Source organism: Ensifer sp. ENS11, assembly GCF_014851895.1.
Classification (GTDB): Bacteria; Pseudomonadota; Alphaproteobacteria; order Rhizobiales; family Rhizobiaceae; genus Ensifer; species Ensifer canadensis.
Window position 1 is genome coordinate 563497 of record NZ_JACVAN010000001.1, and the last position, 25999, is coordinate 589495.

General features: G+C 60.7%; 29 protein-coding genes. 21 read left to right on the plus strand and 8 right to left on the minus strand.

All coding sequences use genetic code 11. The features are described from left to right. Window positions 1-790 precede the first annotated feature (790 nt). Together visN and visR are read left to right on the plus strand one after the other, a co-directional pair. Complete coding sequence (visN, locus tag IB264_RS02745; RefSeq protein WP_025425906.1) at window positions 791-1531, plus strand: transcriptional regulator VisN; 741 nt, start codon at window positions 791-793, stop codon at window positions 1529-1531. A gap of 12 nt (window positions 1532-1543) precedes the next feature. Further along, complete coding sequence (gene visR / locus IB264_RS02750) at window positions 1544-2287, plus strand: transcriptional regulator VisR (RefSeq protein WP_025425907.1); 744 nt, start codon at window positions 1544-1546, stop codon at window positions 2285-2287. A gap of 114 nt (window positions 2288-2401) precedes the next feature. Here the strand turns inward: visR and IB264_RS02755 are convergent, their stop codons facing one another. The 6 genes from IB264_RS02755 to motA all read right to left on the minus strand — a co-directional run bounded on the left by IB264_RS02755 (window position 2402) and on the right by motA (window position 7741). Continuing rightward, a complete protein-coding gene (locus IB264_RS02755) occupies window positions 2402-2842 on the minus strand; it encodes a hypothetical protein (protein WP_025425908.1) in 441 nt (146 codons plus the stop codon). Window positions 2843-2847: 5 nt separating this feature from the next. After that, window positions 2848-3927 carry a flagellar biosynthesis protein FlhB gene (flhB, locus tag IB264_RS02760; RefSeq protein ID WP_192433121.1) on the minus strand — a complete coding sequence of 360 codons (1080 nt, stop codon included), beginning with the start codon at window positions 3925-3927 and terminating at the stop codon, window positions 2848-2850. Window positions 3928-4162: 235 nt separating this feature from the next. After that, on the minus strand, window positions 4163-5194 hold the full coding sequence (gene fliG / locus IB264_RS02765; protein WP_025425910.1) for a flagellar motor switch protein FliG: 1032 nt from the start codon (window positions 5192-5194) through the stop codon (window positions 4163-4165). A gap of 29 nt (window positions 5195-5223) precedes the next feature. Then, window positions 5224-5850 (minus strand): flagellar motor switch protein FliN, encoded by a 627-nt coding sequence (gene fliN / locus IB264_RS02770; protein WP_025425911.1) that lies wholly within the window; start codon window positions 5848-5850, stop codon window positions 5224-5226. Window positions 5851-5910: 60 nt separating this feature from the next. Next, complete coding sequence (locus IB264_RS02775; RefSeq protein WP_025425912.1) at window positions 5911-6858, minus strand: FliM/FliN family flagellar motor switch protein; 948 nt, start codon at window positions 6856-6858, stop codon at window positions 5911-5913. Window positions 6859-6862: 4 nt separating this feature from the next. After that, window positions 6863-7741, minus strand: coding sequence for a flagellar motor stator protein MotA (motA, locus tag IB264_RS02780; RefSeq protein ID WP_025425913.1), 879 nt, complete (start codon window positions 7739-7741; stop codon window positions 6863-6865). A 184-nt stretch (window positions 7742-7925) separates the two neighbouring features. Here motA and IB264_RS02785 point away from each other — a divergent pair, with 184 nt between their 5' ends. The 14 genes from IB264_RS02785 (at window position 7926) to fliP (ending at window position 17673) form a co-directional block, all read left to right on the plus strand. Beyond that, window positions 7926-8705, plus strand: a complete 780-nt coding sequence (locus IB264_RS02785) for a DUF1217 domain-containing protein (protein ID WP_025425914.1) — start codon at window positions 7926-7928, stop codon at window positions 8703-8705. Window positions 8706-8707: 2 nt separating this feature from the next. Next, entirely contained in the window at window positions 8708-9433 is a 726-nt protein-coding gene (gene flgF, locus IB264_RS02790; protein WP_025425915.1) for a flagellar basal-body rod protein FlgF, read from the plus strand. A gap of 18 nt (window positions 9434-9451) precedes the next feature. Further along, window positions 9452-10852 (plus strand): flagellar protein export ATPase FliI, encoded by a 1401-nt coding sequence (gene fliI / locus IB264_RS02795; RefSeq protein WP_025425916.1) that lies wholly within the window; start codon window positions 9452-9454, stop codon window positions 10850-10852. Further along, complete coding sequence (locus IB264_RS02800) at window positions 10852-11409, plus strand: hypothetical protein (RefSeq protein WP_025425917.1); 558 nt, start codon at window positions 10852-10854, stop codon at window positions 11407-11409. Before fliI ends, IB264_RS02800 begins: the two co-directional genes overlap by 1 nt. A gap of 173 nt (window positions 11410-11582) precedes the next feature. Beyond that, window positions 11583-11963 (plus strand): flagellar basal body rod protein FlgB, encoded by a 381-nt coding sequence (gene flgB, locus IB264_RS02805; protein ID WP_025425918.1) that lies wholly within the window; start codon window positions 11583-11585, stop codon window positions 11961-11963. 5 nt (window positions 11964-11968) lie between these two features. Next, entirely contained in the window at window positions 11969-12388 is a 420-nt protein-coding gene (gene flgC, locus IB264_RS02810; protein ID WP_025425919.1) for a flagellar basal body rod protein FlgC, read from the plus strand. Then, the gene (locus IB264_RS02815; RefSeq protein WP_025425920.1) at window positions 12388-12729 is read left to right on the plus strand and encodes a flagellar hook-basal body complex protein FliE; all 342 of its coding nucleotides are present in this window, start codon (window positions 12388-12390) and stop codon (window positions 12727-12729) included. The genes flgC and IB264_RS02815 overlap by 1 nt, the downstream gene beginning before the upstream one ends. A gap of 11 nt (window positions 12730-12740) precedes the next feature. After that, complete coding sequence (gene flgG, locus IB264_RS02820; protein ID WP_025425921.1) at window positions 12741-13529, plus strand: flagellar basal-body rod protein FlgG; 789 nt, start codon at window positions 12741-12743, stop codon at window positions 13527-13529. A gap of 17 nt (window positions 13530-13546) precedes the next feature. Continuing rightward, window positions 13547-14059 carry a flagellar basal body P-ring formation chaperone FlgA gene (flgA, locus tag IB264_RS02825; protein ID WP_025425922.1) on the plus strand — a complete coding sequence of 171 codons (513 nt, stop codon included), beginning with the start codon at window positions 13547-13549 and terminating at the stop codon, window positions 14057-14059. Continuing rightward, window positions 14056-15171 carry a flagellar basal body P-ring protein FlgI gene (locus IB264_RS02830; protein WP_025425923.1) on the plus strand — a complete coding sequence of 372 codons (1116 nt, stop codon included), beginning with the start codon at window positions 14056-14058 and terminating at the stop codon, window positions 15169-15171. The genes flgA and IB264_RS02830 overlap by 4 nt, the downstream gene beginning before the upstream one ends. Next, a complete protein-coding gene (locus IB264_RS02835) occupies window positions 15168-15704 on the plus strand; it encodes a MotE family protein (RefSeq protein WP_025425924.1) in 537 nt (178 codons plus the stop codon). Before IB264_RS02830 ends, IB264_RS02835 begins: the two co-directional genes overlap by 4 nt. Further along, a complete protein-coding gene (flgH, locus tag IB264_RS02840) occupies window positions 15701-16411 on the plus strand; it encodes a flagellar basal body L-ring protein FlgH (protein ID WP_025425925.1) in 711 nt (236 codons plus the stop codon). Before IB264_RS02835 ends, flgH begins: the two co-directional genes overlap by 4 nt. Before the next feature lie 18 nt (window positions 16412-16429). Further along, window positions 16430-16927, plus strand: coding sequence for a flagellar basal body-associated protein FliL (gene fliL, locus IB264_RS02845; protein ID WP_025425926.1), 498 nt, complete (start codon window positions 16430-16432; stop codon window positions 16925-16927). An 8-nt stretch (window positions 16928-16935) separates the two neighbouring features. Next, entirely contained in the window at window positions 16936-17673 is a 738-nt protein-coding gene (fliP, locus tag IB264_RS02850) for a flagellar type III secretion system pore protein FliP (RefSeq protein WP_025425927.1), read from the plus strand. A 285-nt stretch (window positions 17674-17958) separates the two neighbouring features. Here fliP and IB264_RS02855 read toward each other — a convergent pair whose 3' ends face one another. Both IB264_RS02855 and IB264_RS02860 read right to left on the minus strand, forming a co-directional pair. Beyond that, complete coding sequence (locus tag IB264_RS02855; protein WP_051509153.1) at window positions 17959-19884, minus strand: glycosyl transferase; 1926 nt, start codon at window positions 19882-19884, stop codon at window positions 17959-17961. Window positions 19885-19926: 42 nt separating this feature from the next. Beyond that, a complete protein-coding gene (locus IB264_RS02860) occupies window positions 19927-20193 on the minus strand; it encodes a hypothetical protein (protein WP_128090457.1) in 267 nt (88 codons plus the stop codon). 84 nt (window positions 20194-20277) lie between these two features. On the opposite strand from IB264_RS02860, the gene IB264_RS02865 reads away from it, so the two are divergent. The 5 genes from IB264_RS02865 to IB264_RS02885 all read left to right on the plus strand — a co-directional run bounded on the left by IB264_RS02865 (window position 20278) and on the right by IB264_RS02885 (window position 25995). Next, window positions 20278-21198 carry a flagellin gene (locus tag IB264_RS02865; RefSeq protein ID WP_107026826.1) on the plus strand — a complete coding sequence of 307 codons (921 nt, stop codon included), beginning with the start codon at window positions 20278-20280 and terminating at the stop codon, window positions 21196-21198. A gap of 262 nt (window positions 21199-21460) precedes the next feature. Then, window positions 21461-22381: a flagellin gene (locus IB264_RS02870; RefSeq protein ID WP_107026827.1), complete on the plus strand. Its 921-nt coding sequence runs from the start codon at window positions 21461-21463 to the stop codon at window positions 22379-22381. A 332-nt stretch (window positions 22382-22713) separates the two neighbouring features. Further along, a complete protein-coding gene (locus IB264_RS02875; RefSeq protein WP_025425932.1) occupies window positions 22714-23682 on the plus strand; it encodes a flagellin in 969 nt (322 codons plus the stop codon). 454 nt (window positions 23683-24136) lie between these two features. Further along, window positions 24137-24790, plus strand: coding sequence for a hypothetical protein (locus IB264_RS02880; protein ID WP_025425933.1), 654 nt, complete (start codon window positions 24137-24139; stop codon window positions 24788-24790). Beyond that, window positions 24787-25995 carry a MotB family protein gene (locus tag IB264_RS02885; RefSeq protein ID WP_025425934.1) on the plus strand — a complete coding sequence of 403 codons (1209 nt, stop codon included), beginning with the start codon at window positions 24787-24789 and terminating at the stop codon, window positions 25993-25995. Before IB264_RS02880 ends, IB264_RS02885 begins: the two co-directional genes overlap by 4 nt. Window positions 25996-25999: the final 4 nt, after the last annotated feature.

Sequence of the window (25999 nt, forward strand, 5' to 3'; positions counted from 1 at the left end):
ATTTTTCGTTTCGCAGGCGTTGCGGGTGCAGCGCTCTTGCCGTCGTGTCCCGTGCAAATATTGTGCGAGTCTCGGCGGTTGCCGGTATCGGCCGCTGAATCCACGGTAAGAATCGTTGTGCCGTCGCCCGAGTCATGGGTGCGGCCCGCGATTGTAATACTTTAACGAGATCTTAATTTTTAGATTCCGCCGTTGCTGCCCGGGTGCGGAAGGTGGGCCGGTTTACTGCGTCTGCCATCGTCAATACACAGATAAATTGGAATATAAATTGGGTTATTCGATAATAATTCTCGACGTATTCGAGTTTTATATATTGATAGACTGCGGTTGTTCGAGTGAATAATTGATGCATTTTCGCAACAGGCGTCAGTCGAAAGTAAAATTCGCCCCTGTTCGAAGCTTCTTCTGACTCTGGTGAATGACGAGATTTGGGCTGAATTTGTGCTCAGCGAGCCGCCCAGCGCTGCGCGAAATCGGTGCGTCAGCGGAGCAGGGGCAATTCGAACGGCAAAACTCTTTTAAATATCAACGCTATGTCAAAACATGTGCTGCGTGGTGCCCGGGATCGGACAATGCTGAAGCAGCATCTCGGCGAATCGTTTCATGAAAGGGTGGTGAAGTAAATAGCGAGAAGATGACGATGGTTTTTTTTGAGGACGGATGTACATTTTTAACATTGATTCGCGTCCTGAATTGCGACTGGTGGTGATATTCGGCTTGGGCCGGCTGTTGGCGGCGACAGTGCAAGCGCAGGTTCCAGGGCGGTGAATCCGGCACGGGGGCTGACATCATGGACATTTCGCAAGCAGACATAACTGTCTGGCCTTTGCCGACAGCGTCGACACGCCTACGCGGTGGTGGGCTTACGCGTGATCAGTTGTTTCGGCGGCTGGGCGACATGGCGGGGCGCGCCAACCTGGGAAGCGGGCTTGCGGCGCTGACCGAATATGTTGGCGCGAGCCATTATCTCCTGGCGCGATACGATCTCTCGCAGGATAACGGGCTCGACTTCGTCGTCTGCTCGGATTGGCCGTTCGACATCGTCAGACGGCTTTCGGGCATCATCATCGGACTTCATGCCAAGACGACCGAGCTTGAAAAATGCCTCTCGGTGCTGCAGCCAGTGTTCTATTCGCTGCCCGACGACATCGACCTGCCACGGGGCATCAGCCGCGAATATTGCGCGGTCACCTTCAATGTCGGACGGCTGCGCTTCTCGTTGATGCTGCTCGTTCCCGAGGATGTGATCCTGTCGCAGGAGAGCCTGCGCGATGTGACCCTGCTTGCTGGATACCTCGCAAGCTTCACCACACGCGCCGAAGTGCGGCACGATCGCGACTTCGACTTGACCGACCGTGAACTGGAGTGCCTGTCCTGGATCGCCGAGGGCAAGACGAGCGAAGAGATCGCCGTCATTCTCGGGATCTCCCGCAACACAATCAACAACTACATCACCAGCGTCATGCGAAAGACAGCCACGCGAACCCGCTCCGAGGCGATCGCCTATGCCGTCCGCAACAACCTGGTCTGAGGGGCGAGACTGATGACCCATTTCCTCGCCAGTGGACGCAACGACGACGACCAGCGGCACAGCCGTAGCGGCAGGGCGGCGCGCGCGGCCACTCTGATCACACGATTGCAGGCGATGCAGCGTCAGATCAACGCCAAGCATTTCGCCGTCCTGCGGCTCAACGGCAAGGGTATGGGCGCGGTGCGCAAGCTGACCTGCGTGCTCGACAACTGGGGAGTTTCCTCGGAAGCGAACGCGCATGATCTCATAACTCTTTACGGCGACGAGTTGACGGCCCATCTCGACACATCGCTGCTGCCGGTGCTTTGGAATGGCTCGGGCGAACATCAGGCGGCGGAGATGTTCGAGTTCGGGCACTTCGGCCACCGTCTGAAAGCGCGCAAGCTACCCTATTCCGGCATTGCCTTTCCCGTGCGGCTCGGTGCGCAGGGCAATGGATATGTGGTCTTCGCCGGCAGCTATGTCGAAGCGACGACCGAGCAGGTGGTTGATCTGCATGGCCGTAGCTGCACGATCATGACAGACCTTCTGGCGGCTGACGAGAAGCGCATGGTGCGGCCGGAGACGCTGAGTGATCGTGAGATCGCCTGCCTGCAGATGGCCGGCGACGGCCATATCAGCGAAGAGATCGCCGAACGGATGGGGCTCTCCGTCCACACGGTGAACGCCTATCTCGGCGCCGCCACGACCAAGCTCGATTCGGTCAACCGTATTCAGGCGATCGCCAAGGCTATTCGCCTCGGCTACATCAGCTGAAGATCGGGCGACCCGGAGCATTTCCAGGAAAAGTGCGTAGCGGTTTTCCGTCAGGAAATGCGTAAAAACAATAATATAGATCGTTTCTACGGCTCCGTTTAAACCGGAAGCGCTCTAACACGCCAGAGGCAGTTCATAGGATTTGATGAACTTCGCTTCGGTCAGGCTCTTTGCAAGGAAGGCCGTGTTCTCGTCTGGATCCGCCGACGGGTTCTGGAAGGTGATGTGGCTGATCTCGATGCCGGCGGTGTCGTTGCCGAGCGAGAGGCGTACGTAGATGGTGACGCCGCGCGGCTTGAGCTCGAGATCGAGCACGATTTCTGGCTCGCTGTCCCAATCCAGATTGTAATTTCCGCCGAGACCGAAATTGACCGTTCCGGGCAGGAAATAGAGCTCGGCGGCCGATTCAACGAGGTCAGCGAGGCTGGCATAGGATTCGAACCGCAGGAGAGCGATGAAATCCGCGGCGTCGATGAGACGCAACTCGGTCGCCACTGGGCGGATCGCTTCGGCTACTATCTGTTCCCGTCTCTCGGAGAATTCGCACTTTTTCATCGGCGTTACGTCATCCGTTTTGGTTGCGATTGCGCATGCACCCTGTGAATGAGTTCGGCAACTGCCTTGTAAAACACGGGTGGAATCACACTATCGACCGAGACTTGTGCAAACATGGAGCGTGCAAGCGGTGGATCCTCGAAGACGGGAATGCCGTTCTTCTCTGCGATCTCGCGGATTTTGAGGGCAACGAGGTCCTGACCAAGGGCAACGACCACCGGTGCGTCGCTTTCTTCGCGGACATAACGCAGGGCAACGGCATAGTGGGTAGGGTTGGCGATCACCAGGGTTGCCCGTGGCACCGATGAAATCATGCGCTTGCGCGCCCGATCGCGCTGCATTGAGCGCAGGCGCGACTTGACGATCGGGTCGCCCTGCGCCTGCTTCATCTCCTCTTTTACTTCCTGCTTGGTCATCATCAGTTCGGTGTACCAATGGTGACGGGACCAGAAGAGATCGGCGATCGCCAAAACGGCGGTGGCCAGCATGATGACGATCATCACCTGGTTGAGATCGGACGTCATCGTCGAGAAGATCATAACCGGATCGGAGAACATCAGATCGAGCGTCGCGAAGTAGTCGTTCCAGAGAACCAGCACGACGAAGATCGACACGACGATGATCTTGAACAGCGACTTTCCGAACTCCACCAACCCTTGAACGCCGAAGATGCGCTTCAGGCCCGCCATCGGCGAAATCCGGTTCATCTTCGGCTGGATGCGATCGAGCACCGGACGCGGCAGGTTCTGAAAGATCGACGAGCCGACGCCGAAGACGATGAGCAGCACGAAGACGGGAACGAGCAGTGCTGTCGACTTCCACGCGAGGTGCGTCATCAACGCGACGACATCCGTGGCGTTGTTCAGTCGCCAGGCTTCCGGCTGCTCGAAAATGTCCTTGAGCGCCGCGGCAACCGTGCTGGCGCCGTCGGTCAGGAAGAACACGAAGAAGATGTAGATCGCCACAATCGAGGCAAAGGTGGTCGCTTCGCGGGAGAAGGGCACGTTGCCCTTGTCGGCGGCGTCGGAGATCTTCTTCTCCGACGGGGATTCTGTTTTGCTGTCCTTATCCTGATCGTCCGACATGCGACAGGAAATCTCCCGACCGGTTTCCACAAGACAGCGCTGATCTTGCGCTGTTTGTAGTGAACCCGGAAACTAGGGCAGACAAGGGCTTCGCGGGGGCAATCATGCCGGGTCAACAGGAAATGCGGGGGCCGTCGATCTCTCCAAAACAGGAACGCGGGCCAAGGGCCCGCGTTGTGGTTCTACGATCAGGCTTAGCGCCGGTCCTTGAAAGGATACCCGGCGACCGGATGGATCAGGCGGCCTGCGCTTCCTTTTCCTTCAGCTCCAGCTGGCCGCTTGCGGCAAGGCGGATCGCCTCCTGGGTGATCGAGCGGCGGGCGATGGCGATGTCGCGCGGGTTGATGCCGGCATCGCCCATGGCAAGATCGGATTCGATCATGCGGCGCTGGCGTGCGCCGATGGAGGCGAGCACCGATTCGCGCAGGTCCGAGGTCGAACCGCGCAGCGCCATGGTGATGATGTCGGTCGAGACATCGTTGAACAGCTGAACGCGGCTGCGCTGCGGCATGTAAAGAACGTCGTCGAAGAGGAAGATCTTCGGGCGAACCTTCTTGGCCGATTCGGTGCTGAGAGATTCGAGCGAAGCGAGCAGCGTGTCGACCTGCGGCTTGTCGAGCTCGTTCATCACCTCGGCGATCTTGGTCGGACCGGCGGAATTGCGCTCGGCTTCCATCTCGCCGATCATTTCCATGACGCGGTTCTCGATGATCGACGCAGCCTTCGGGCTGACGTCCTTCATGTTGACGGCGCGCTTCAGGATATCCGGCCTCTGCTCTTCGGAGAGCTGCAGCAGGACCTTCGCGCCGAAGCTCGACGGCATCATCGACAAGACATAGGCAATGGTCTGCGGATGTTCCTTGGCCAGCTGCAGCGCAACCGCGACCGGGTCGCATTCCTGCAGTCGGTCCCAGATGTTGGCTTCGTAGGACTGGAAGGTGGCGCGGCGCCCGAGCAGGCCGTCGACTTCGTCCGGGGTCAGGCCTTCCTCGAGAATGCTCTCGATCGCCTTGGCATTGTCCATGAGGCCGGCGCCCTCGGTGAACAGGTCTTCGAATTCGTTGACCAGCGCTTCCAGTTCGTGGGGAGGGATGGCCCGCAGCGACTGCGCCGAAGCGATGATCGCCTGCAGCTCGCTCTGGGTGAAGAACTTCAGCAGCTTTCCGGCGACGGTCTTGCCCATCGCGAGCAGAACGGCTGCTGCCTTGTCGGTCTGGTTGAGAGGTCTGGAGAGTGCCTGAGCCTCAAAACTTTCGAAATCCATCATGGATTCATCCCTCGCCCAATGATTGGGTTCTATGACTTCTTGCTGCCCTTGATCTCGATGAGCTTGACGCCGAACCGGGTGTCGTCGCCTTCGAGAACGGTAATTTCACCACGGCCGATGATCCGGCCGTTGACCATGATTTCGACCGGTTCGCCGATCCGCCGGTCGAGCGAGATCGTCGCGCCTTCGGTCAGGTTCATGAGACCCGATACCTGCATTCGGCTGGTGCCGAGAACGATCTGAACATCGATCGGAATATCCATGATCAGGTCGAGATTGGCGGTCATGCCGCTGCCGGGCGGCGTGTCGGTGACGGTTTCACCGGCATCGAAGTCCGATGCGCCGAAATCGCTGGCGCCGAAGCTGCCGCCGCCGAAATCCGTGGTGGCCGGGGTCTCCGACAGATCGTTGCCAAAGGTGTCCGAACCGAAGTCGCCGCCAAAGGCGCCAAGACCATCGGCCGGAGCGGCGAATTCGCCGCCGAATTCGCCTGCGCCACTGAGCGTGTCTACGCTGCCGAACTCGGCGCCGAAGCCAGCCGGCGCGTCCGTGTCTTTCTTGAGAACACCGCGCAGATCGTCGATCGCCTGGTCGAGTTCCATGTCTCCGACAGCGAGTGCGGCCTGTTCGTTGATTGGTGCTTTCTTGGGTGCCATGTGCGAACTATTCCAGTTGAAGCTTGCCTCAGGCCTACTGCCTGGCGACGGCGAGCCGAATTAACTCATGATGTGGCGAAGGATGTCCTGTTCGGAGCCGTGGGTATCCTTGACCCGCACGGTGTATTTCGCACCCGATCGGCCGAACTCGCAGACGTAGAGATCGCGGCCGTTGGCGTTCACGTCGACGCGAACGTCCTGGGCATCGTGGAAGGGAATGACGTCGCCGGCCCGGAGGCGGCTGATCGTCTCGAGTGTCAGGCTTTCAAGCCGGATGCGTGCCTCGATGGTGACGGCGGAGCGGCGAACCTGCTCCTCCATCTGTTCGGTCCATTCGGACTTCTGCTTGCGGTTCTGGCCGGCACCCTTCGGAAAGACGATCTGCGTCTTCAACAGCACGCTTTGCGGCACGATGATCGAGAAGGTCGACAAAACAGGGCCGAAACCGATCGTCATGTCGATCGCTGCCGCATGAACGTCCTCGACCGCAGGGTCGGGCTTGCCGCGGGAAGCACTGTTGTGGGCGCGGGCAACGATCGGCTCGAAGCCGCCCGACGCGTTGACGGCGGTGCGAAGCACGTCGGCGATCTTCTCGAAGATCGGTTGGGCGACGTCGATTTCGATCGGGGAAAGTGTGCGCGGTTGCGGCTCTTCGATATCGGTCGGCTCCGCGCCCAACAGCGCCTCGACCATGGTGATGATGATCGGGCTGTCGCAGCTGATCAGAAAGTCGGGGCACCAGTTGCGCAAGCAGATGTCGCTGATCAGCACGCCGTTGCCGAGCTCGGCGATCAGGCTGTTGCGCAGGCCGGTGCGGAAGCCCGCATAGCCGATGGCGATGTCGAGGCCGGTTTCCGCCTTGCAGATGTCGGGAAGGAATTCGCCGAACACCTGGCCGAGATCGAGCGCCACCCGGCCGATCGCGCGGTCGTCGCCGAGCGCGCCGGTCATGCGCGCCAGCAGTTTCCTGTCGAAGGGATGAACGTTTGTCGGTGTTCCTGATGTCATGGGATCAAGCCGCCTTGCTTTCGCTGCCGCCGCCGGGGTTCATCATCTCCTGCTCGACGGCGTCGATCGAAGGACGCTCATAGGCCGAAATCGTCTTGCGGCCGTATTCAAGCGCGACCTGCGGAACCGAGCCGTTCATGTAGGCAAGCAGCGTCTGCTTGACGATGATGTAGAGCCGGTTCTGTTTTTCGCGGACGGATTTGATGTTCGCGACCAGCGGAGCGACGATCGAGTAGGAGAGGAACACGCCGAGCAGGGTGCCGACGAGTGCGGCGGCGATCTTGGCGCCGAGAACCTCAGGCGCTTCGCTGATCGCGCCCATCGCCTTGATGACGCCGAGAACCGCCGCGACGATGCCGATCGCCGGGAAGGCGTCGCCCATGATCGTCAGCGCGTGGTAGGACTTCATCTTGTCGTGGGTGATCGTCTGGATTTCTTCATCCATCAGCGCCTCGATCTCATGCGAGCGGGCGTTGCCGATGATGATCAGGCGGACGTAGTCGCAGATGAAGGCCGTCAGTTCCTTGTTTTTCAGCACGGTCGGCGCCGACAGGAAGATCGAGGATTCTTCGGGGTTGTCGATGTGGCTTTCGATCTCGTTGCGCGACTTGGTTCTCAGATCGCGCATCAGCGAGTAGAGAACGCCGAGCGTGTCGAGATACTCCCGCTCCTTGGGAACCTTATGGCGAAACGCTTCGCCGAGAGCCTTTCCGGTATCCTTCACCACCTTCATGGAGTTGGCCATGATGAAGCCGCCGATACCGGCGCCGCCGATGATCAGCAGTTCGAAAGGCTGGTTGAGGACTTCCATGTGGCCGCCCATGGCCACGTAGCCGCCGAGAATACAGCCGAAAGTCACAAGAAGCCCGATGATGATGTTCATTTTCGATACCTGACACGATCCCATTTTCGTCTAACGGGATAAGGTTTCTTCCTTGCGTGAGGCTGGCCGTCGAAGCGGCGGAAATCATTGCGGTGGAACAGGTTCGCGCAAGCCAATCCGGTCAGGATTTGCTATGGCCGGCTCTCCAGTCGCGCCCGTCTCACTCCGCTAAGGGCGACCGATCGTGACCACGACCTATACGAGCTACAAGCTGATTACGGCCGACTTGGGCAAGTCGCTGGAGCGCGTCGCCGAGGAACCGGACGTCGCCCGCGAGACCGAATATTATCTTTCGAAGATCGGCGACATAAAAACGATCGACCAGTTTTTCGCTGACACGCGCCTCTACAACTATGCGATCAAGGCGCACGGTCTCGAAGACATGGGCTACGCCAAGGCCTTCATGCGCAAGGTCTTGACCGAGGGCGTCGACAACGAGGATGCCTTCGCCAACAAGTTGACCGACAGCCGCTACAAGCAGCTGGCCGAATCGCTGAATTTCGCCCTTCACGGCGAGGCGGCCACCTCCTTCGATCGCGCCCAGAAGGGCGTCGTCGACAAATACGCCCGCCAGACGCTCGAGCAGAGTGCCGGCGAGGAGAACGCCGGCGTGCGGCTCGCGCTCTATTTCGCCCGCATGGCGCCGTCGATATCAAGCGGTTACGCCATCATTGCCGACGAGGCGCTGGCGCAGGTGGTGCGCACCACGCTGCAGCTGCCCGACGAATTCGCCGGCACCGAGGTCGACCGTCAGGCGGCCGCCTATGAGGACGCAATCGACCTCAAGGACTTCCAGGATCCGGCCAAGCTGACGGACTTTCTCGATCGCTTTACGGCGCTTTGGGAAATCAACAATTCAACGGACGGTTACGACCCGCTTGCGGTTTTCGGCGCGTCGAGCGGCTACGGCATCTCTTCCGACCTGCTCCTGTCCATCAACAGCCTGAAACTCGGGGGACGCTGAACGTGCAGACCGGTCTTTACGTTGCGATTTCGTCGCAGATGGCGCTTGAAAAGCGTCTCAATACACTTGCCGACAATATCGCAAACTCGGGCACCGTCGGTTTCCGCGGCACGGAAGTGAAGTTCAACCAGATGCTCGGCGATACCAAGCCGACCAAGGTTTCCTACGTCAGCAAGGGCGAAGAGTTCCTCAATAGCAGCAACGGTTCGCTGACGCGCACCGGAGGCATGTTCGATTTTGCCGTCAAAGGCGATGCCTGGTTTCAGATCGACACGCCCTCGGGTCCGGCGCTGACGCGCGACGGTCGCTTCACGCTGACCGAAACCGGCGAACTGGTCACCATTCGCGGCTATCCGGTTCTCGACGCCGGCGGCGCGCCGATCCAGATCAATGGCTCGGGCGGCGACGTGACCGTCGGCGCCGACGGTGCCCTGCACCAGAACGGTGTCGCGGTCGCCTCGCTCGGCCTCTACCAGGCCGACTTCAGCAAGGGCTTCATGCGCCTCGACAACAGTGCGGTGCTTCCGGCGGTACAGCCGGAACCGGTCGTCGATCGCTTCGATGTCGGCGTCATGCAGGGGTTCCTCGAAGAATCCAACGTCAACGCCATCGCGGAAATGTCGCAGCTGATCATGGTCACCCGCGCGTTCGACAACATCACCGCGCTGATGCGTGACAGCGAAGGGTCGCTCGACGAAGCGATCAAGACGCTCGGTGGCAGCCGCTAAGGCGTGACGGGAAACGGTATGGAACGCGAAGGCCTGAAGACGAGCGCCGCATCGACATCGCTGGCTGCCCTTGCCGGCCTGGTCGAACGCTACGCCAAACCTGAACATTCGATTGCGCCGGGCGGCCACGTCCAGACGATCTCTCCGGGCCACTATACGGTGACCGGCCTGTCGCGACATGTCCGGCTCGGCGATTTCGTCGCGCACAAGAGTTCGACTGGAACGCATCTCGGCGAAGTGGTGCGCGTCGAGCCTGAACGCGTGGTCGTCTGCCCGATCGAGCCGGGCGATCCGATCGGCATCCACGATACAGTCATCCGCAAGGGCGCCTTCCGCATCGCGCCGACCGACCAATGGTGCGGCCGGGCGATCAACGCGCTTGCGGAGCCGATCGACGGCCTCGGTCCGCTGCTGCAGGGCGACGTCCGCCGCTCGATTTCCAACACGGCACCGCCGTCGATGACCCGCAAGCGTGTGGAGCAGGGGTTCCGCACCGGTGTGCGGGCGATCGATATCTTTTCGCCGCTCTGCCTCGGACAGCGCCTCGGCATTTTTGCCGGTTCCGGTGTCGGCAAATCGACGCTGCTGTCGATGCTTGCGCGCGCCGATGCCTTCGACAAGGTGGTCATCGCGCTGGTCGGCGAACGCGGCCGCGAAGTGCGCGAATTCATCGAGGACACGCTCGGCGACAATCTTTCCAAATCGGTTGCCGTTGTCGCGACCAGCGACGAAAGCCCGATGCTGCGCAAGATGGCGCCGCTGACCGCCGTCACCATTGCCGAGCACTATCGTGACAACGGCGACAACGTGCTGTTGATCGTCGACAGTGTCACCCGTTTCGCCCATGCGATCCGCGAAGTGGCGACCGCATCAGGCGAGCCGCCGATCGCCCGCGGCTATCCGGCCTCGGTCTTTACCGAATTGCCGCGCCTGCTTGAGCGTGCTGGTCCCGGCGCTGAGGGCGCCGGCACCATCACTGCGATCATCTCGATCCTGGTGGACGGCGACAACCACAACGATCCCATCGCCGACTCGACGCGCGGCATTCTCGATGGGCACATCGTGCTCGAACGCAGCCTGGCGGAAGAAGGCCGCTATCCGCCGATCAATCCGCTGGCGTCGATCTCCCGTCTGGCACGCAAGGCTTGGACGCCGGACCAGGAAAAGCTGGTGTCGCGGCTGAAGGCGCTGATCCACCGCTTCGAGGAAACGCGCGACCTGCGCCTGATCGGCGGCTATCGCCCGGGTGGCGATCCCGATCTCGACATGGCGATCAAGCAGGTGCCGGTGATCTACGACGTGCTGACACAGACGGCGAGCGAGCCGCCGACGCAGGATGCTTTTTCCGATCTTGCCGGTGCGCTGAAGGCCGCGGCAATGGGCAATCAGCCGGGTGCTGCAGGGATGAGGCCGAGGTGATGGGTGTGACCGACTACGACGCCGACGAAACGATCCGCCAGCGCAAGCGCGAATCCGGCATGCCGATGATCGACAAGGCGCTGGCCGCAACCGGCATCATGCTGGCGGCCCTTGCGACCTTCTTTCCCTGGTACGCCTTTTTCAATCAGGACAAGTTCACGATGCCGCCGTTGTGGCAGGGCTCGACGCGTGATCTGCCGGAGAAGCCAGCGCGTAGCGTCCTGTCAGTATCGCCGTTGGCAATGTCCGATATGGACGGAGAAACCGTCGCGGCAATCGACCAACTGACGACGGCGACCGTTCCAAGCCTTGGCGGCGGCCCGGCCGTCGAGGGGACCGCTCCGAAGGAGGGGCTCGAGCAGCCATTCCCAGGCAAATCCGGCTTCAAGCTGATGCATGTCGCCAACGGTCGGGCTCTGATCGAGGATACGACCGGCATGTATATCGTGCGCATCGGTTCGATCCTGCCGGACAACAGCCGGCTGGCGACGCTTGAAGAGCGCGATGGCCGCTGGGTGATGATCACGTCGGGCGGCGAGGTCTACCAGGCCGACTGACCGGCCCCCATTTTCCGATCGTTCTTCTCCGTTGCGGGTTCGTCACTGTCCGCAACGGATAATGTCCTGCGTGTTTTGGATGCGTTCCGGCATCAGCACCAAGCTCGTTTCCGACGACAAGTCCCACGCAAGATTACCGACCTAGGTTCGCATCACCAAGCATGGAGCTTTTGATGCAACCGATTCAGCTTTTCGAACTCGCGTCCCGGCAGGCCCAGTGGCTGACCGTCCGCCAGAACGTGGTGGCCGGCAACATCGCCAACGCGAATACGCCGCACTACAAGGCCAAGGACGTCAAGCCGTTCGAAAGCGTGTTGGAAAGCACCGGCATCCAGATGGCCGCGACCCACAAGGCGCACTTCACCGAGAGCCTCGAAGCCTCGCAGGTGGCTGAGGTCGGCATGCTTGACGGCGTTCAGATCCAGCAATCCGGCAACAGCGTCGCGATCGAGCAGGAAATGATGAAGACCGGTGAGATCAAGCGCGACTACGAGCTCAGTGCCGGGCTCGTCAAAGCGTTTCACCGTATGATGCTCATGACGGTACGGAAGTAACAACCATGGATCCTTTGACTTCGGCCATGAAGGTCTCGGCCTCCGGTCTGCAAGCAGAATCGACCCGCCTGCGCATCGTTTCCGAAAACATCGCCAATGCACGCTCCTCCGGCGACGCACCCGGCGCCGACCCGTACCGGCGCAAGACCATCAGCTTTGCAGCCGAGGTCGACAGGGCCAGCGGCGCATCGCTCGTCGAGATCGAGCGGCTCGGCACCGATGATTCTGACTTCACCATCGAGTTCGACCCGGGCAATCCGGCCGCCGACGAGAAGGGCATGGTCAAGATGCCGAACGTCAACATCCTGGTTGAAATGGCCGACATGCGCGAAGCCAACCGCGCCTATGAGGCCAACCTGCAGACGATCAAGCAGTCGCGCGACCTGGTTTCCCAAACAATCGACCTGTTGAGAGCATCACAATAATGATCGACGCAATTAATTCTGTCGGCGCATTTTCGGTCATGAAAGAGGCCGAAGGTACCCGCCTTACGTCCTCTTCGTCGTCGGTCTTCGGTGCGGCCAGCGCCACCCCGGCGGCCCCGCAATCCCAGAGCTTTGCCTCGGTTCTCGGCGACATGGCGACCGACGCTATCGGCGCGATGAAGAAAGCCGAAGGCGCATCGCTCGACGGCATCCGCGGCCAGGCCAACACCCGTGAAGTCGTCGATGCGGTGATGAACGCCGAACAGTCACTCCAGACCGCAATCGCGATCCGCGACAAGGTGGTGACCGCCTACCTCGAAATCGCGCGCATGCAGATCTGAAGGAACGAGACATGAAGGCCCTTTCCATTGCCGCAACCGGCATGAACGCCCAGCAGCTGAACCTCGAAGTGATCGCGAACAACATCGCGAACATCAACACCACCGGCTACAAGCGTGCCCGCGCAGAGTTTTCCGACCTGCTTTATCAAACCGAGCGCGCCCAGGGCGTGCCGAACCGCTCCAACCAGGCGATCGTTCCGGAAGGTGCGATCATCGGTCTCGGCGTCCAGACGGCCGCCGTGCGCAACCTGCATATCCAGGGCAGCCTGGTCAGCACCGGCAACGACTACGACCTCGCGCTGGTCGGCCGTGGCTGGTTCCAGGTCGAAACGCCCGATGGCGAGACGGTCTATACCCGTGCGGGCGCCTTCAACAAGAATGCCCAGGGCCAGCTGGTGACGATCGACGGCTACACCGTCGTGCCGGGCGTCACCGTTCCGCAGGACGCCACCGAAATAGCCTTCACCAGCTCCGGCCAGGTAATGGTGCGCATCGGTAACGATCCGGCGATGCAGGAAATCGGCCAGCTGACGGTTGCCAACTTCGTCAATGAAGCGGGTCTCGAGCCGCAGGGCGAAAACCTGTTCAAGCAGACGCCGGCCTCCGGCGAGCCGATCGTCGGCACGCCGGCTGATCCGGGTTTTGCGCTGATCAAGCAGAAGTATCTCGAAGCGTCGAACGTCGATCCGGTCAAGGAAATCACCGACCTGATCTCGGCCCAGCGCGCCTATGAGATGAACTCCAAGATTATCCAGGCCGCCGACGAGATGGCGGCTACGGTGAGCAAGAACCTCAGATAACGGAAGAGGGGGCAAACATGACGTTTCGCCGAGCCGCAGGAATGACAGCTCAGAAGGACGGTTCCGCGCCAAGGGCGCGGCACGTGGTGGCGGGCATTTTGCTCGCCGCCGCTTTCCTGTCGCCTTCGGCAGGCTTTGCGGAACGGCTGACGGCAGTCATCCCCAAGCAGACGATTTACCCAGGCGAAGCGATCGACGCGAGCCGGGTCGAGATCGTTGATGTGACCAATCCCGATCTGACGGATGGTTATGTCAGGACGTTGAGCGAGATCGACGGCAAGGTAAGCAAGCGCACGCTGCTCCCCGGCCGCGTCATCCTGGCCTCCGCGCTGCGCGAGCAATATGCGGTCGAGCGCGGCTCCACCGTCCGTCTGATCTTCAGCAATGGTGGTCTCACCATCAGCGCGGCCGGTTCGCCCCTTCAGGACGCCGCGGTCGGCGATCTGATCCGGGCTCGCAACATTGATACTGGCGTTATCGTTTCCGGAACGGTGATGGCCGACGGCACGATACATGTGGTGGCGAAATGAAAATGCTTGCCTGCAAATGGTTCCTGACGCTGGCCGTCGCGCTGTCCACAGCGATGACGCCCGCCTTTGGCGCGTCGCGAATCAAGGACGTTGCCTCGCTGCAGGCCGGCCGCGACAACCAGCTCATCGGCTACGGCCTCGTCGTCGGCCTTCAGGGAACGGGTGACAGCCTGCGCGCGTCGCCGTTTACCGATCAATCGATGCGCGCCATGCTGCAGAACCTCGGCATTTCGACCCAGGGCGGAGAATCGCGCACGCGCAATGTCGCCGCCGTTCTCGTCACGGCGAACCTGCCGCCCTTTGCCAGCCCCGGCAGCCGCGTCGACGTGACCGTCGGATCGCTTGGCGATTCCACCTCCCTGCGCGGTGGTACCCTGGTGATGACCTCGCTCTCGGGCGCCGACGGCCAGATTTATGCGGTCGCGCAAGGGTCGGTCGTCGTCACCGGTTTCAATGCGCAAGGCGACGCGGCAACGCTCAACCAGGGCGTCACGACGTCAGGGCGCGTGCCGAACGGCGCCATCATCGAGCGCGAGCTACCGTCGAAATTCAAGGACGGCTTCAACCTCGTGCTGCAGCTGCGCAACCCCGACTTCTCCACCGCGGTCGGCATGGCCGCGGCGATCAACAAATATGCCGCGGCGCGATATGGCGGCCGCATCGCCGAAGCCCGGGATTCGCAGGCCGTTCTCGTCGAAAAGCCGAAGATGGCCGACCTTGCGCGGCTGATGGCGGAGATCGAGAACATCGTCATCGAAACGGACGTCCCTGCAAGGGTCGTCATCAACGAACGCACGGGCACGATTGTCATCGGTCAGGACGTGCGCGTCAACGAGGTGGCCGTCAGCTATGGCACCTTGACAGTGGAGGTCAGCGAGACGCCGACGGTGGTTCAGCCGCTGCCGTTCGCGCGCGGCCAGACGGCGATGGAGCCGAACACCACCATCGATGCTCAATCCGACGGCGGCACGGTCGCCATTCTCAATGGGTCCAGTTTGCGGTCGCTCGTTGCCGGTCTCAATAACATCGGCGTCAAGCCGGACGGCATCATCGCCATCCTGCAGAGCATCAAGACGGCCGGGGCCCTTCAGGCGGAGCTTGTCCTGCAATGATGAACATCGACCGCCTTCTCGGAAGATCCCGCAACATCCTGCTCGCATCGGTTGCCGTCGCGTCGATGCTGGCGATGCCCGGCGCCTTCGCCCAGGACGTCACCGCGCCGCCCGCCAGCAACGCCACAGCCAACGAAATCCAGCAGTTCTGCACCAACATCGCCGATGCTGCCCGCGACCAGCGCTACGTGCTGCAGCGCAAGGAACTCGAGGCTCTTCAGGCGAATGTCGACGACCGGATCGCGACGCTCGAAAAGCGGCGCGAGGAGTATGAAGACTGGCTGAAGCGCCGCAACGACTTCCTCAAGCAGGCCGAGATTGGCCTCGTCGGCATCTACAAGACGATGAAGCCGGATGCTGCCGCGGGCAAACTTGAATTGGTCCGTCCGGAGATTGCCGCCGCGATCGTCATGCAGCTGCCGGCGCGGCAGTCGTCGCTGATCCTCAGCGAGATGAGCGACGAGAAGGCCGCCATCCTGACCAACATCATCTCGAGTGCCAGCGATCCGAACACCTCGAAGGAACCATCATGAAAATGCGTCTAACGGCCATATTGGCCGCGGGCCTCCTCGCAGGATGTCAGAACCAGGCCATCAACGAGATCGGCCGTGCCCCCGCCATGAGCCCGATCGGCAGCGGTCTGCAATATACCCAGACACCGCAGCTGGCGATGTATCCCAAGGAGCCGCGCCATGTCGCCAACGGTTTCTCGCTCTGGAACGACCAGCAGTCGGCGCTCTTCAAGGATGCACGCGCGCTTAACGTCGGCGACATCCTGACGGTCGAGATCGCCATCAACGACAAGGCGTCGTTCGACAACAAGACCGATCGCAGCCGCAAGAACACCAGCGGCTTCAACATCGGCGCGAGCGGGCAGTCGGAAGCCAGCAGCTTTGGCTGGTCGGGTGACCTGAAATACGGCTCGAACACCAAGACCGAAGGCGACGGCTCGACCGAGCGGGCCGAAAAGCTCCAGCTGCTTGTCGCGGCAGTCGTCACCGGCGTGCTCGAAAACGGCAACCTTCTGATCAGCGGTTCGCAGGAAGTTCGCGTCAACCAAGAGCTTCGCATCCTCAATGTCGCTGGTATCGTGCGCACGCAGGACGTCGACTCCGAGAACGTGATCTCCTACGACCGGATTGCCGAGGCACGCATTTCCTATGGTGGTCGCGGCCGCCTGACCGAAGTGCAGCAGCCGCCTTACGGCCAGCAGATCATGGACCTGATTTCGCCGATCTGATCGGCAGGGAATGGCAAGATGGAAGAATTCGATACCGCCGCGCCCGTGAAATCACCGTCGAAGGTGATGACGATCGCCATCGTTGCCGTCCTGACGCTCGTCGCCGGCGGCGGCGGCTGGCTGGTCGGCGCCATGCTGGCGCCGCCGCCGCCCAAGGAGCAGGTGGAGGCGACCAAGGACACAGCTCCGAACGCAACCGGCGAGGAGGGCGTTCCGAAGATCGCGACGGAAGCCAACGGCGTCGTCCAGCTTGACCCGATCACCACGAACCTTGCCTACCCCTCGGAAAACTGGATCCGGCTCGAGGTGGCGTTGCAGTTCGACGGTGTCCCGGACCCGGCGATGGCCGAGCAGATACACCAGGATATCGCCGCCTATCTGAAAACCGTGTCGCTGCAGCAGATCCAGGGGCCGCGCGGCTTTCAATATCTCCGGGATGACATTCAGGAGCGGGTTGACCTGCGCTCGGATGGGCGCGTAACCAATGTTATGTTCAGAACCTTCGTCATTCAATGATTCGCTAAATGATCCGGCTCATCGCCTTCATAGTCGCCATGATGGCGATGTCCGGAATTGCCGGCGCCCAGAGTTTTCCCTCTGACATCCTGAACACGCCCATCGACGGATCGGCCGCCTCCTGGATCATCCGGACGTTCGGCCTTCTGACCGTTCTTTCGGTGGCGCCCGGCATCCTGATCATGGTCACCAGCTTTCCGCGCTTCGTGATCGCCTTTGCCATCCTGCGCACCGGCATGGGCCTGGCGACGACACCGTCGAACATGATCATGGTTTCGCTGGCGCTGTTCATGACCTTCTACGTCATGGCTCCGACCTTCGACCGCGCTTGGCGCGACGGCATCGACCCGCTGATGAAGAATCAGATTACGGAAACGGAAGCGCTGCCGCGCATCGCCGAGCCGTTCCGCGAATTCATGCTCGCCAATACCCGCGACAAGGATCTGCAGCTCTTCATCGATATAGCCAAGGAAAAGGGCCAGACCGTCGTCGTCAACGACAAGGTCGACCTGCGCGCCGTCGTTCCCGCCTTCATGATCTCGGAAATCCGCCGCGGCTTCGAGATCGGCTTCCTCATCATGCTGCCATTCCTGGTGATCGACCTGATCGTTGCCACCATCACCATGGCGATGGGCATGATGATGCTGCCACCAACGGCGATCTCCCTGCCGTTCAAGATCCTCTTCTTCGTGCTGATCGACGGCTGGAACCTGCTCGTCGGCAGCCTGGTACGCTCGTTCAGCTGACCAGCGAACCCGCTCCTCTTCGTTCTTTCAGCCTTGGCTTGTCGCCACGCGCCGTCTCCTGTGCGTGGCCGCGGCTGCTGCAGAAATATCCTCAAGTGTCATCGACCCAGGCACCAGCCGGTGAGTTTGAAACGTTGTCTTGCCCTTGTCGCGCTGTGTTTGATGCGCTGAGCTAAGCTGTAAGCAACGCGCCGGTTCTTGCGTAAAGCCGAACGAAAAACCCCGCCGGATGGGCGGGGTTCAGGAGGGTTATGATGTGCCGGCGGTTGAGCCCGCCTTCTGACTTTACTGTGCGAACGATCCTGTACGTACCGGCAGTGCCGGCACGTCGATGAGAGCAGGCTCCAATCCCTTCTTCGCGCGGTCGGCCATCGCCTCATAGGCCTGCTCGAGGTGGCGGCAGAAGCGTTCCGCATCAAAGAGCGGCATCTGCAGCCGGTTGTCGGCGAGCTTCTGCTTGTATTCGGCTACCTTGCCGCGGGTCTCGTAAAGGGCGATCGCCTGCCCGACATAGTCGTCGACATCGGCGGCAACGAGTTCCGGCACGCCGATTGCGCGCAGCAGGCTTTCGCTGACGCGCGAGGCGAAGTGCGTGCCCTTTGGCGTCAGCACCGGCAAGCCCATCCACAACTGCTCCGACGTCGTGGTGTGTCCGTTACAGGGGAAAGTGTCGAGGCCGAGGTCGGCGACTGGGATACGCGCCAAGTGTTGTTCGTACTCGACCTTCGCGCAGAAGATAATGCGTTTTGTGGCGATGCCGTAGCTCTGGAAACGCCGAAGAATATGAGCCTGGGCTTCCGGCTTGGGGCACATCAGCCAGAGAACGCTGTCAGGCGTCCTGCGCAGGATCCCAGCCCATGCCTTCATGGTTTCGACGGTGATCTTGCGGTTGGCGTTGAACGATGCGTAGACGAAAGCATCTTCCGGCAGGCCCGCTTGCGTGCGTGTCATCGCTGCCGGCCGTGGCCGGCCGGCAGGGTCGTTCGGCTGGTAGGTCTCGGGCAACCGGCAGAACCGCTCGTAGTAGTGGTCCTCGCTGCCATCGGGAAGGACGTGACGGTCGCCGATGATGTAGTCGAGATCGACGTTGACGGTGGTGCCGGGGAAACCGAGCCATGTCGCCTGCACAGGTGCGGTCTTGTGGTTGAGTATGGCAACGCGACTGTTCATCGTATGGCCCTTGAGATCGACGAGGATATCGATCTGCTCGTCGCGGATCGTCTGGGCGGCCTGCTCGTCGGAAAGGTTTTCGATGCGGACGATTTTGCCCCAGGTCTGACGCCCTTCGCCAGCAACGGCGAGGTGTTTCTCCGGCGTGTAGCAGAAGAGCGTCACGTCGAATTTCTCGCGATCATGCAAGGTCAGCACGGCTTGCAGGAGCTTCATCGTCGCGTGCGGTCCCCAGAAGTCGTTCGAAAGGTAACCCAGCCGTATCTTTTTGCCCCACACGTGCTGCATCTTGCGGCGTTCCTCGGGCAATGTTGGTGGGAACGGCTGATCAAGCGCAGCGGCCAGGCGGTTCAACTTTTCATCGCGGCACCAGTGCACATTGTAGAAAGGCGTTTCCGCGCGCAGAAATTTGCGGTTGGTCGCCTGGATCGCACGCTCCAGCGCCTGCGCATAGTTTTCGATTTCGTTGAAGTTGTTCACTTCCTGCATGAAAACGAGATAAGCCGACAGCAGGACCGGGTTCGATGGCGTCCGCCGGAACAGGTTGGTGACGATCTCGCGATCATCGTTGTTTCCGACATCCGACGTCAGCAGCTTTGCCGCCAGCACCTGGTGTTCCTGCCGCGCGCTCGCCGAGAGTGTCGATTTGAAAGGGCTGAGAATGTCGGCCTGGTCGCGCTTCAGGAACAAGGTCACGATGATGTAGGCAAGTTCGGGATCGGTCTTTGCCTGCTCGAGCAAGGGCCGGCCGAGGCTTAAGGCCTGATCATCATTGCCGCAGGCGAAATGCAGCTTCATGGCCTCGGCCAGGAAATGCTCCGAACGCAATCCGCCTTCTTCGCCGGCCAGCTGATAGGCTTGTGCAGCATCGCTCCGGAAGCCGAGCTTCAGCAGTACCTTTGCCAGAAGCGCATAGGTCTTGGCATCACGGGTAAGATCGAGCAGCTGATTGAGGGTATCGAGCGCCTCGGTGTACTGGCCTTTTTGATACTGCCGCGAAGCGGAAGAGAAGATGGTGTGGGCGTTCAAGGGAAGCTCCATGGGATAAGCGCAACCGTTGTCACCGCGCGAGCCTGTGCAACGTCAATGTTCCAGGGTGTTGTTTTGAAGCAGAAACCTTGCCCCAAGCGGGATTGCTGAGCGATTTGCGTATTGTTTGCCAATAAACGCGATGTCGATGAAGTCATTCGCGGGCGACGGGGTGGCGGCAAAGTAACGTGCCGTTAACCATAGGATTTTGCTTAGAAAATATCCTTCCGCCTTAATGAAATCGCAAGCTTTGGGAGGGATATTCACCTTCACATGACGGGTTTGGTTTCCTTCACTTGAGTGAGCGGAGCCGAGTGGCATGAAGCCGGTCCGTCATTGCCGGTAGACGTATTCAGTCCGGCATGTCCCCAACCGTGTAACCTTGTAAATTTGAGGGACAGTCTCATGACTTCTATTATGACCAACAACTCGGCAATGGCCGCACTCTCCACGCTGCGTTCGATCAATTCCTCGATGGAAACGACGCAGGACCGTATTTCGTCCGGCTACCGCGTTGGTAACGCTTCCGACAACGCCGCTTACTGGTCGATCGCAACGACCATGCGTTCGGACAACAAGGCCCTCGGCACAGTTCAGGACGCACTCGGCCTCGGCGCTGCCAAGACCGACGTTGCTTACACCGGCATGAAAGCCGCGATCTCGGTCGTCGACGAAATCAAGGCAAAGCTGGTTGCTGCCAGCGAGCCGGGTGTTGACAAGTCCAAGGTCCAGAAGGAAATCACGCAGCTGCAGGATCAGCTGAAGAGCGTGGTCAAGTCCGCTGGCTTCTCCGGCGAAAACTGGCTCTACACCGCTTCCGGCGCAACTGCTCCGGGCACGAAGTCGATCGTCGGTTCGTTCAACCGTGACGCTTCTGGCAACGTCAGCCTGACGACGCTCGACGTCGACACGACCAAGACCATGCTGATCGACGAAGCAGCAACAGCAAACGGCCTGCTCACAGACGCACTCAAGGACTCCACTGGCACGGCCATCGCCGGCGTCAGCGTTCTGACCCTCGACATCAGCACTGGGGTAACGGCAACGACACTGGCCAACTACCTCAGCGGTGTCGACACTGTCCTGAAGAGCATGACCGATGCCGCTTCGGACCTCGGCGCCGTCAACAAGCGCGTCGATCTCCAGAAGGACTTCGTCGACAACCTGATGGACTCGATCGAATCGGGCGTCGGCAAGCTGGTTGACGCCGACATGAACGAAGAGTCGACCCGCCTGAAGGCTCTGCAGACGCAGCAGCAGCTCGGCATCCAGGCTCTCTCGATCGCCAACAGCAGCTCGCAGAACATCCTGTCGTTGTTCCGCTAAGCGGTCCAGACACCGGCGACTTCGGTCCCGGACTGCAAAACGAAAAACCGCGTCTCCATCGAGGCGCGGTTTTTCTTTTGTCGGTATGTTTTTTTCGTCTGCGGCTTCAAGCTTCGTTAACCATCTTGGTGTTTTCTGTGGCTATCGAAACGGCGGGTTAACCAACAAGATTAACGCGTTAGCAGGCATGAAGCTGGCCGCCGGTTCCCGGTAATCCCGGAATGTCCCTTTCAATCCAGTTTTCCCAAGGGGCACTCAGCCAATGACGTCTATCATGACCAACAACGCGGCAATGGCCGCACTCTCCACGCTGCGTTCGATCAATTCCTCGATGGAAACGACGCAGGACCGTATTTCGTCCGGCTACCGCGTTGGTAACGCTTCCGACAACGCCGCTTACTGGTCGATCGCAACGACCATGCGTTCGGACAACAAGGCCCTCGGCACGGTTCAGGACGCACTCGGCCTCGGCGCAGCCAAGACCGACGTTGCTTACACCGGCATGAAAGCCGCGATCTCGGTCGTCGACGAAATCAAGGCAAAGCTGGTTGCTGCCAGCGAGCCGGGCGTTGACAAGTCCAAGGTCCAGAAGGAAATCACGCAGCTTCAGGAACAGCTTAAGAGCGTCGTCAAGTCCGCTTCGTTCTCCGGCGAAAACTGGCTCTACACCGCTTCCGGCGCAACTGCTCCGGGCACGAAGTCGATCGTCGGTTCGTTCAACCGTGACTCCAACGGCAATGTCAGCCTGACGACGCTCGACGTCGACACGACCAAGACCATGCTGATCGACGAAGCAGCAACAGCAAACGGCCTGCTCACAGACGCACTCAAGGACTCCACTGGCACGGCCATCGCCGGCGTCAGCGTTCTGACCCTCGACATCAGCACTGGCGTAACGGCAACGACACTGGCCAATTACCTCAGCGGCGTTGACACCGTCCTGAAGAGCATGACTGACTCTGCTGCAGACCTCGGTGCGGTCAACAAGCGCGTCGACCTCCAGAAGGACTTCGTCGACAACCTGATGGACTCGATCGAATCGGGCGTCGGCAAGCTGGTTGACGCCGACATGAACGAAGAGTCGACCCGCCTGAAGGCTCTGCAGACGCAGCAGCAGCTCGGCATCCAGGCCCTGACGATTGCCAACACCAACTCGCAGAACATCCTGTCGCTGTTCCGTTAATCAGCGCATAGGTATGACGGACGCATCTGCGCCCGTCATGATCATGACCTCCAGGAAGCCGCGCCGCCCGAAAGGACGGCGCGGTTTTTGCGTTACCGGGGCGTTGTCTTTTGCCGTTAACGCCTGCTTCATATTCCCTTATTTTTGTTCACCTTCGTTACTGACTTATGAATGGCGTTAACCGTTTGTTAACCAAACAATCGTTACACATTCGTTAAGAGCGAAGGGTCGCCCCCAGGGCAAAACAGGGGCGGTTCGCATGACGCTGGTCCCGTCGCTGCCGGTCAATCACTCCGGAATGTTCTCAGAAAATCTTTCGGGGCAAGTGACCAATGACCAGCATCATGACCAACACGGCCGCCATGGCCGCACTTCAGACGTTGCGTTCGATCAACACCAATATGGCCGAAGTGCAGGAGCGAATCTCGTCCGGCTACCGCGTGCAGACAGCAGCCGACAACGCCGCCTATTGGTCGATCGCGACCACCATGCGCTCGGACAACGCCGCACTCTCCACCGTTCAGGATGCGCTTGGTCTCGGTGCGGCGAAGGTCGACACTGCCTATGCGGCGATGAAGGCGTCGATCGACGTCGTCACCGAAATCAAGACCAAGCTCGTCGCCGCGCGCGAGCCCGGCGTCGACAAGCTCAAGATCAACAAGGAAATCACCGAGCTGAAGAACCAGCTCATGTCCGCCGCACAATCGGCGTCGTTCTCGAGCGAGAACTGGCTCTACAATACCAATACAGCCGCCGTCGGCACGAAGTCGGTCGTCGCTTCCTTCAACCGCGACGGAAACGGCAATGTTTCCATCACGACGCTCGATTTCGACACGGCGCAATCGATGCTGATCGACACGGGCAGCGCGGCGCGCGGCCTGCTGACCAGGGCCTATGATGCCGACCAGCTGCAGCAGACGCCGACCGGCACCGCCGCACCGTACTATCTGATCGTCGCCCCGCCGGCTGCGCCGCCGACCGGCACCGAAATCAAGCTGACTGCGACGACCGCGCCCACGGAAATGGACGCGATGATCCGCGTCGTCGACAAGATCCTCGGGCAGCTGACGGACGCCGGTTCGACACTCGGCGCGATCACCAAGCGTATCGACATGCAGGAAAGCTTTGTCGCCAACCTGATGGATACGATCGACAAGGGCGTCGGTCGTCTGGTCGATGCCGACATGAATGAGGAATCGACGCGCTTGAAGGCGCTGCAGACGCAGCAGCAGCTCGGCATTCAGGCGCTGTCGATCGCCAATACCAACTCCGAAAACATCCTGCGCCTCTTCCAGCAGTAAGGTTTTCCAGCCGGTGGCGCCTTGGTTCCGCCGGTTTGGGACCGCCCGTCCGTGCCCGCCGAGAAGGCGGATATCGAATCGAGTTGAGTTCTGCCACGTCGTCGGTCACGGCACCCGGTGGAAACGGTTGGACCGCGCTAATTGCCCTGGCGCGGTCCAACACATTCATTTTCGCACAAGTTTGACCGAATAGCGTTCCCTCGCAGTCCTGTCGGATGACTGCCGGCCAATATGAGATTTGCGCCGCCGCCTGCATCGGTCTGCCGCCGGAATGAAAATTCCCGTGCCCGGCCGCTGTAAGTCAAAGAATGCAGGGTTCGCCGCTATCGGTGACCGGACCCGAGGGAGACATTTCAGCAGTGTCAGGATCATGGGAATTCTGCGCCGTAGGGCGGCGCCTGTCGGGCAGACGGGGATCGCCTTCTATCGTGCTGCGCGCATCGAGGTTCCAGCCATGAGCGCGATGCTGTCCCGCTATCTCAAGGATTTCAGTGCGCCGAAAGTCGAATTGTCGATGATGCCGCAGAAATACTTCCCCGATCTGGATACAGACTACTCCGATGGCGACCGGCACACGTCGCGAGCGGCTGCGCCGCAGATCGATGTCGAAGCCGAACGGCGCGAGGCTTTCGAGCAGGGCCGCGCCGAAGCGTCGGCGGAGCTTGCCTTCGAACACGGCAATCAGATCGCCGATCTCCAGGCGGCCCACGCGGCCGAAATCGAGGCCCTGACCAGGCGCCTCGAGGACGAGGCCGCAAGTCGCATGGCCGGACGGTTTCAGGAGATGACCGAGCATCTGGCGGTTTCGCTGGGTGACCAGACCGCCCGGGTGCTTGCACCTGTCATGGAGGAGGCGCTCGCGCAGCGCGCCGTTGCCGATATGGCGCAGATGATCCGGCAGGGAATTATCGCTGGCGAAGGCTGTGCGATCACCATCAAGGGTCCGCTTCCCCTGTTCGAAGCATTGAAGAGCAGCCTCGGCGACGACATGCCGGTGTTCCGCCACGTTGAAACCAACGACATCGACCTCGCCATCGAAATGGATGAGACGATCCTCGTTACAAGAATGGCGGCTTGGGCCGACACTGTCCGGAAGGTCCTCGCATGAGCGACGAAAGCCATCACAACGGCAAGAACGAAATCATCATCGTCAAACGAGTGAGTGGCGGTCATGGCGAGCATCACGGCGGCGGCTGGAAGATTGCCTACGCCGACTTCATGACGGCGATGATGGCCTTCTTCCTCGTCATGTGGCTGATCAATGCCGCCAACGAGGAGACGAAGGCGGCCATCGCCTCCTATTTCAACCCGGTGCAGCTGACCGACCAGAAGCCCGCTGAGCGTGGCTTGAAGGATCCTGCCAAGGATGCGCAGGGCGAAGAGACACAGCAGCGATCGAAGGTCGACGGCGAGCAGGAAAAATCGGGCGGCTCGGCCAAGACCGGCGACCAGCTGACCGCAACCTCGGGCGAGGAAACGAAATACTCCGACGCCGATTTCTTCGAGAATCCCTATTCGGTGCTTTCGGAAATCGCGCAGGAAGTCGGCCAGCAGGCAAACATCAGCGTCAAGGGTGACGGCGGTGCGGCGCAGTCCGGGCCGTCGACCGGGGCGGAAGGCGGCGAGGCCTTTCGCGATCCATTCGACCCGGACTTCTGGACCAAACAGGTCGAAGTCAAGGATGCCGGCAACACCACCGAGAAGGACGTCGCCTTGGCGTCCAAGGCGGCGATGGCGAGCGGCGCAGCGCCATTGCAGAAGACCGCCGAAGAACAAAAGGCCGAAGGGAAGCCGGCCGACGCCGGTAAGACTGATGCCGAAGAGGCAGAACTTGCCAAACCGGATGCCGCAGCGCAGGCCGAGGAATTGAAGGCCGAGATCAAGAGGGAGCTCGGAGGCGATGCCGGCAAACTGGCAGAGGGCCTCGTCGTGACGCCGGCTGAAGGCGGTCTGCTGTTGACGATCAGCGAACAGACGGATTCCCAGATGTTTGCCGTCGGCTCGGCCGTGCCGCAGAAGGAACTTGTCATGGCCATGGAGAAGATCGGCCGGCTGCTGTCTGAGCGCCAGGGCGTTGTCGCCATCCGTGGCCACACCGATGGTCGTCCGTTCAAGGACGGCACCTATGACAACTGGCGCCTGTCGGCTGCGCGCGCCCAGAGCGCCTACTACATGCTCGTTCGCGGTGGTCTCAAGGAAGATCGCGTCAGCCAGATCAGCGGCTTTGCCGACCGGCGGCTACAGATCCCTGGCGATCCCTATGCGCCCGGCAACCGCCGTATCGAAATCCTGCTGCAGTCGGCTAAGGGTTAGAACC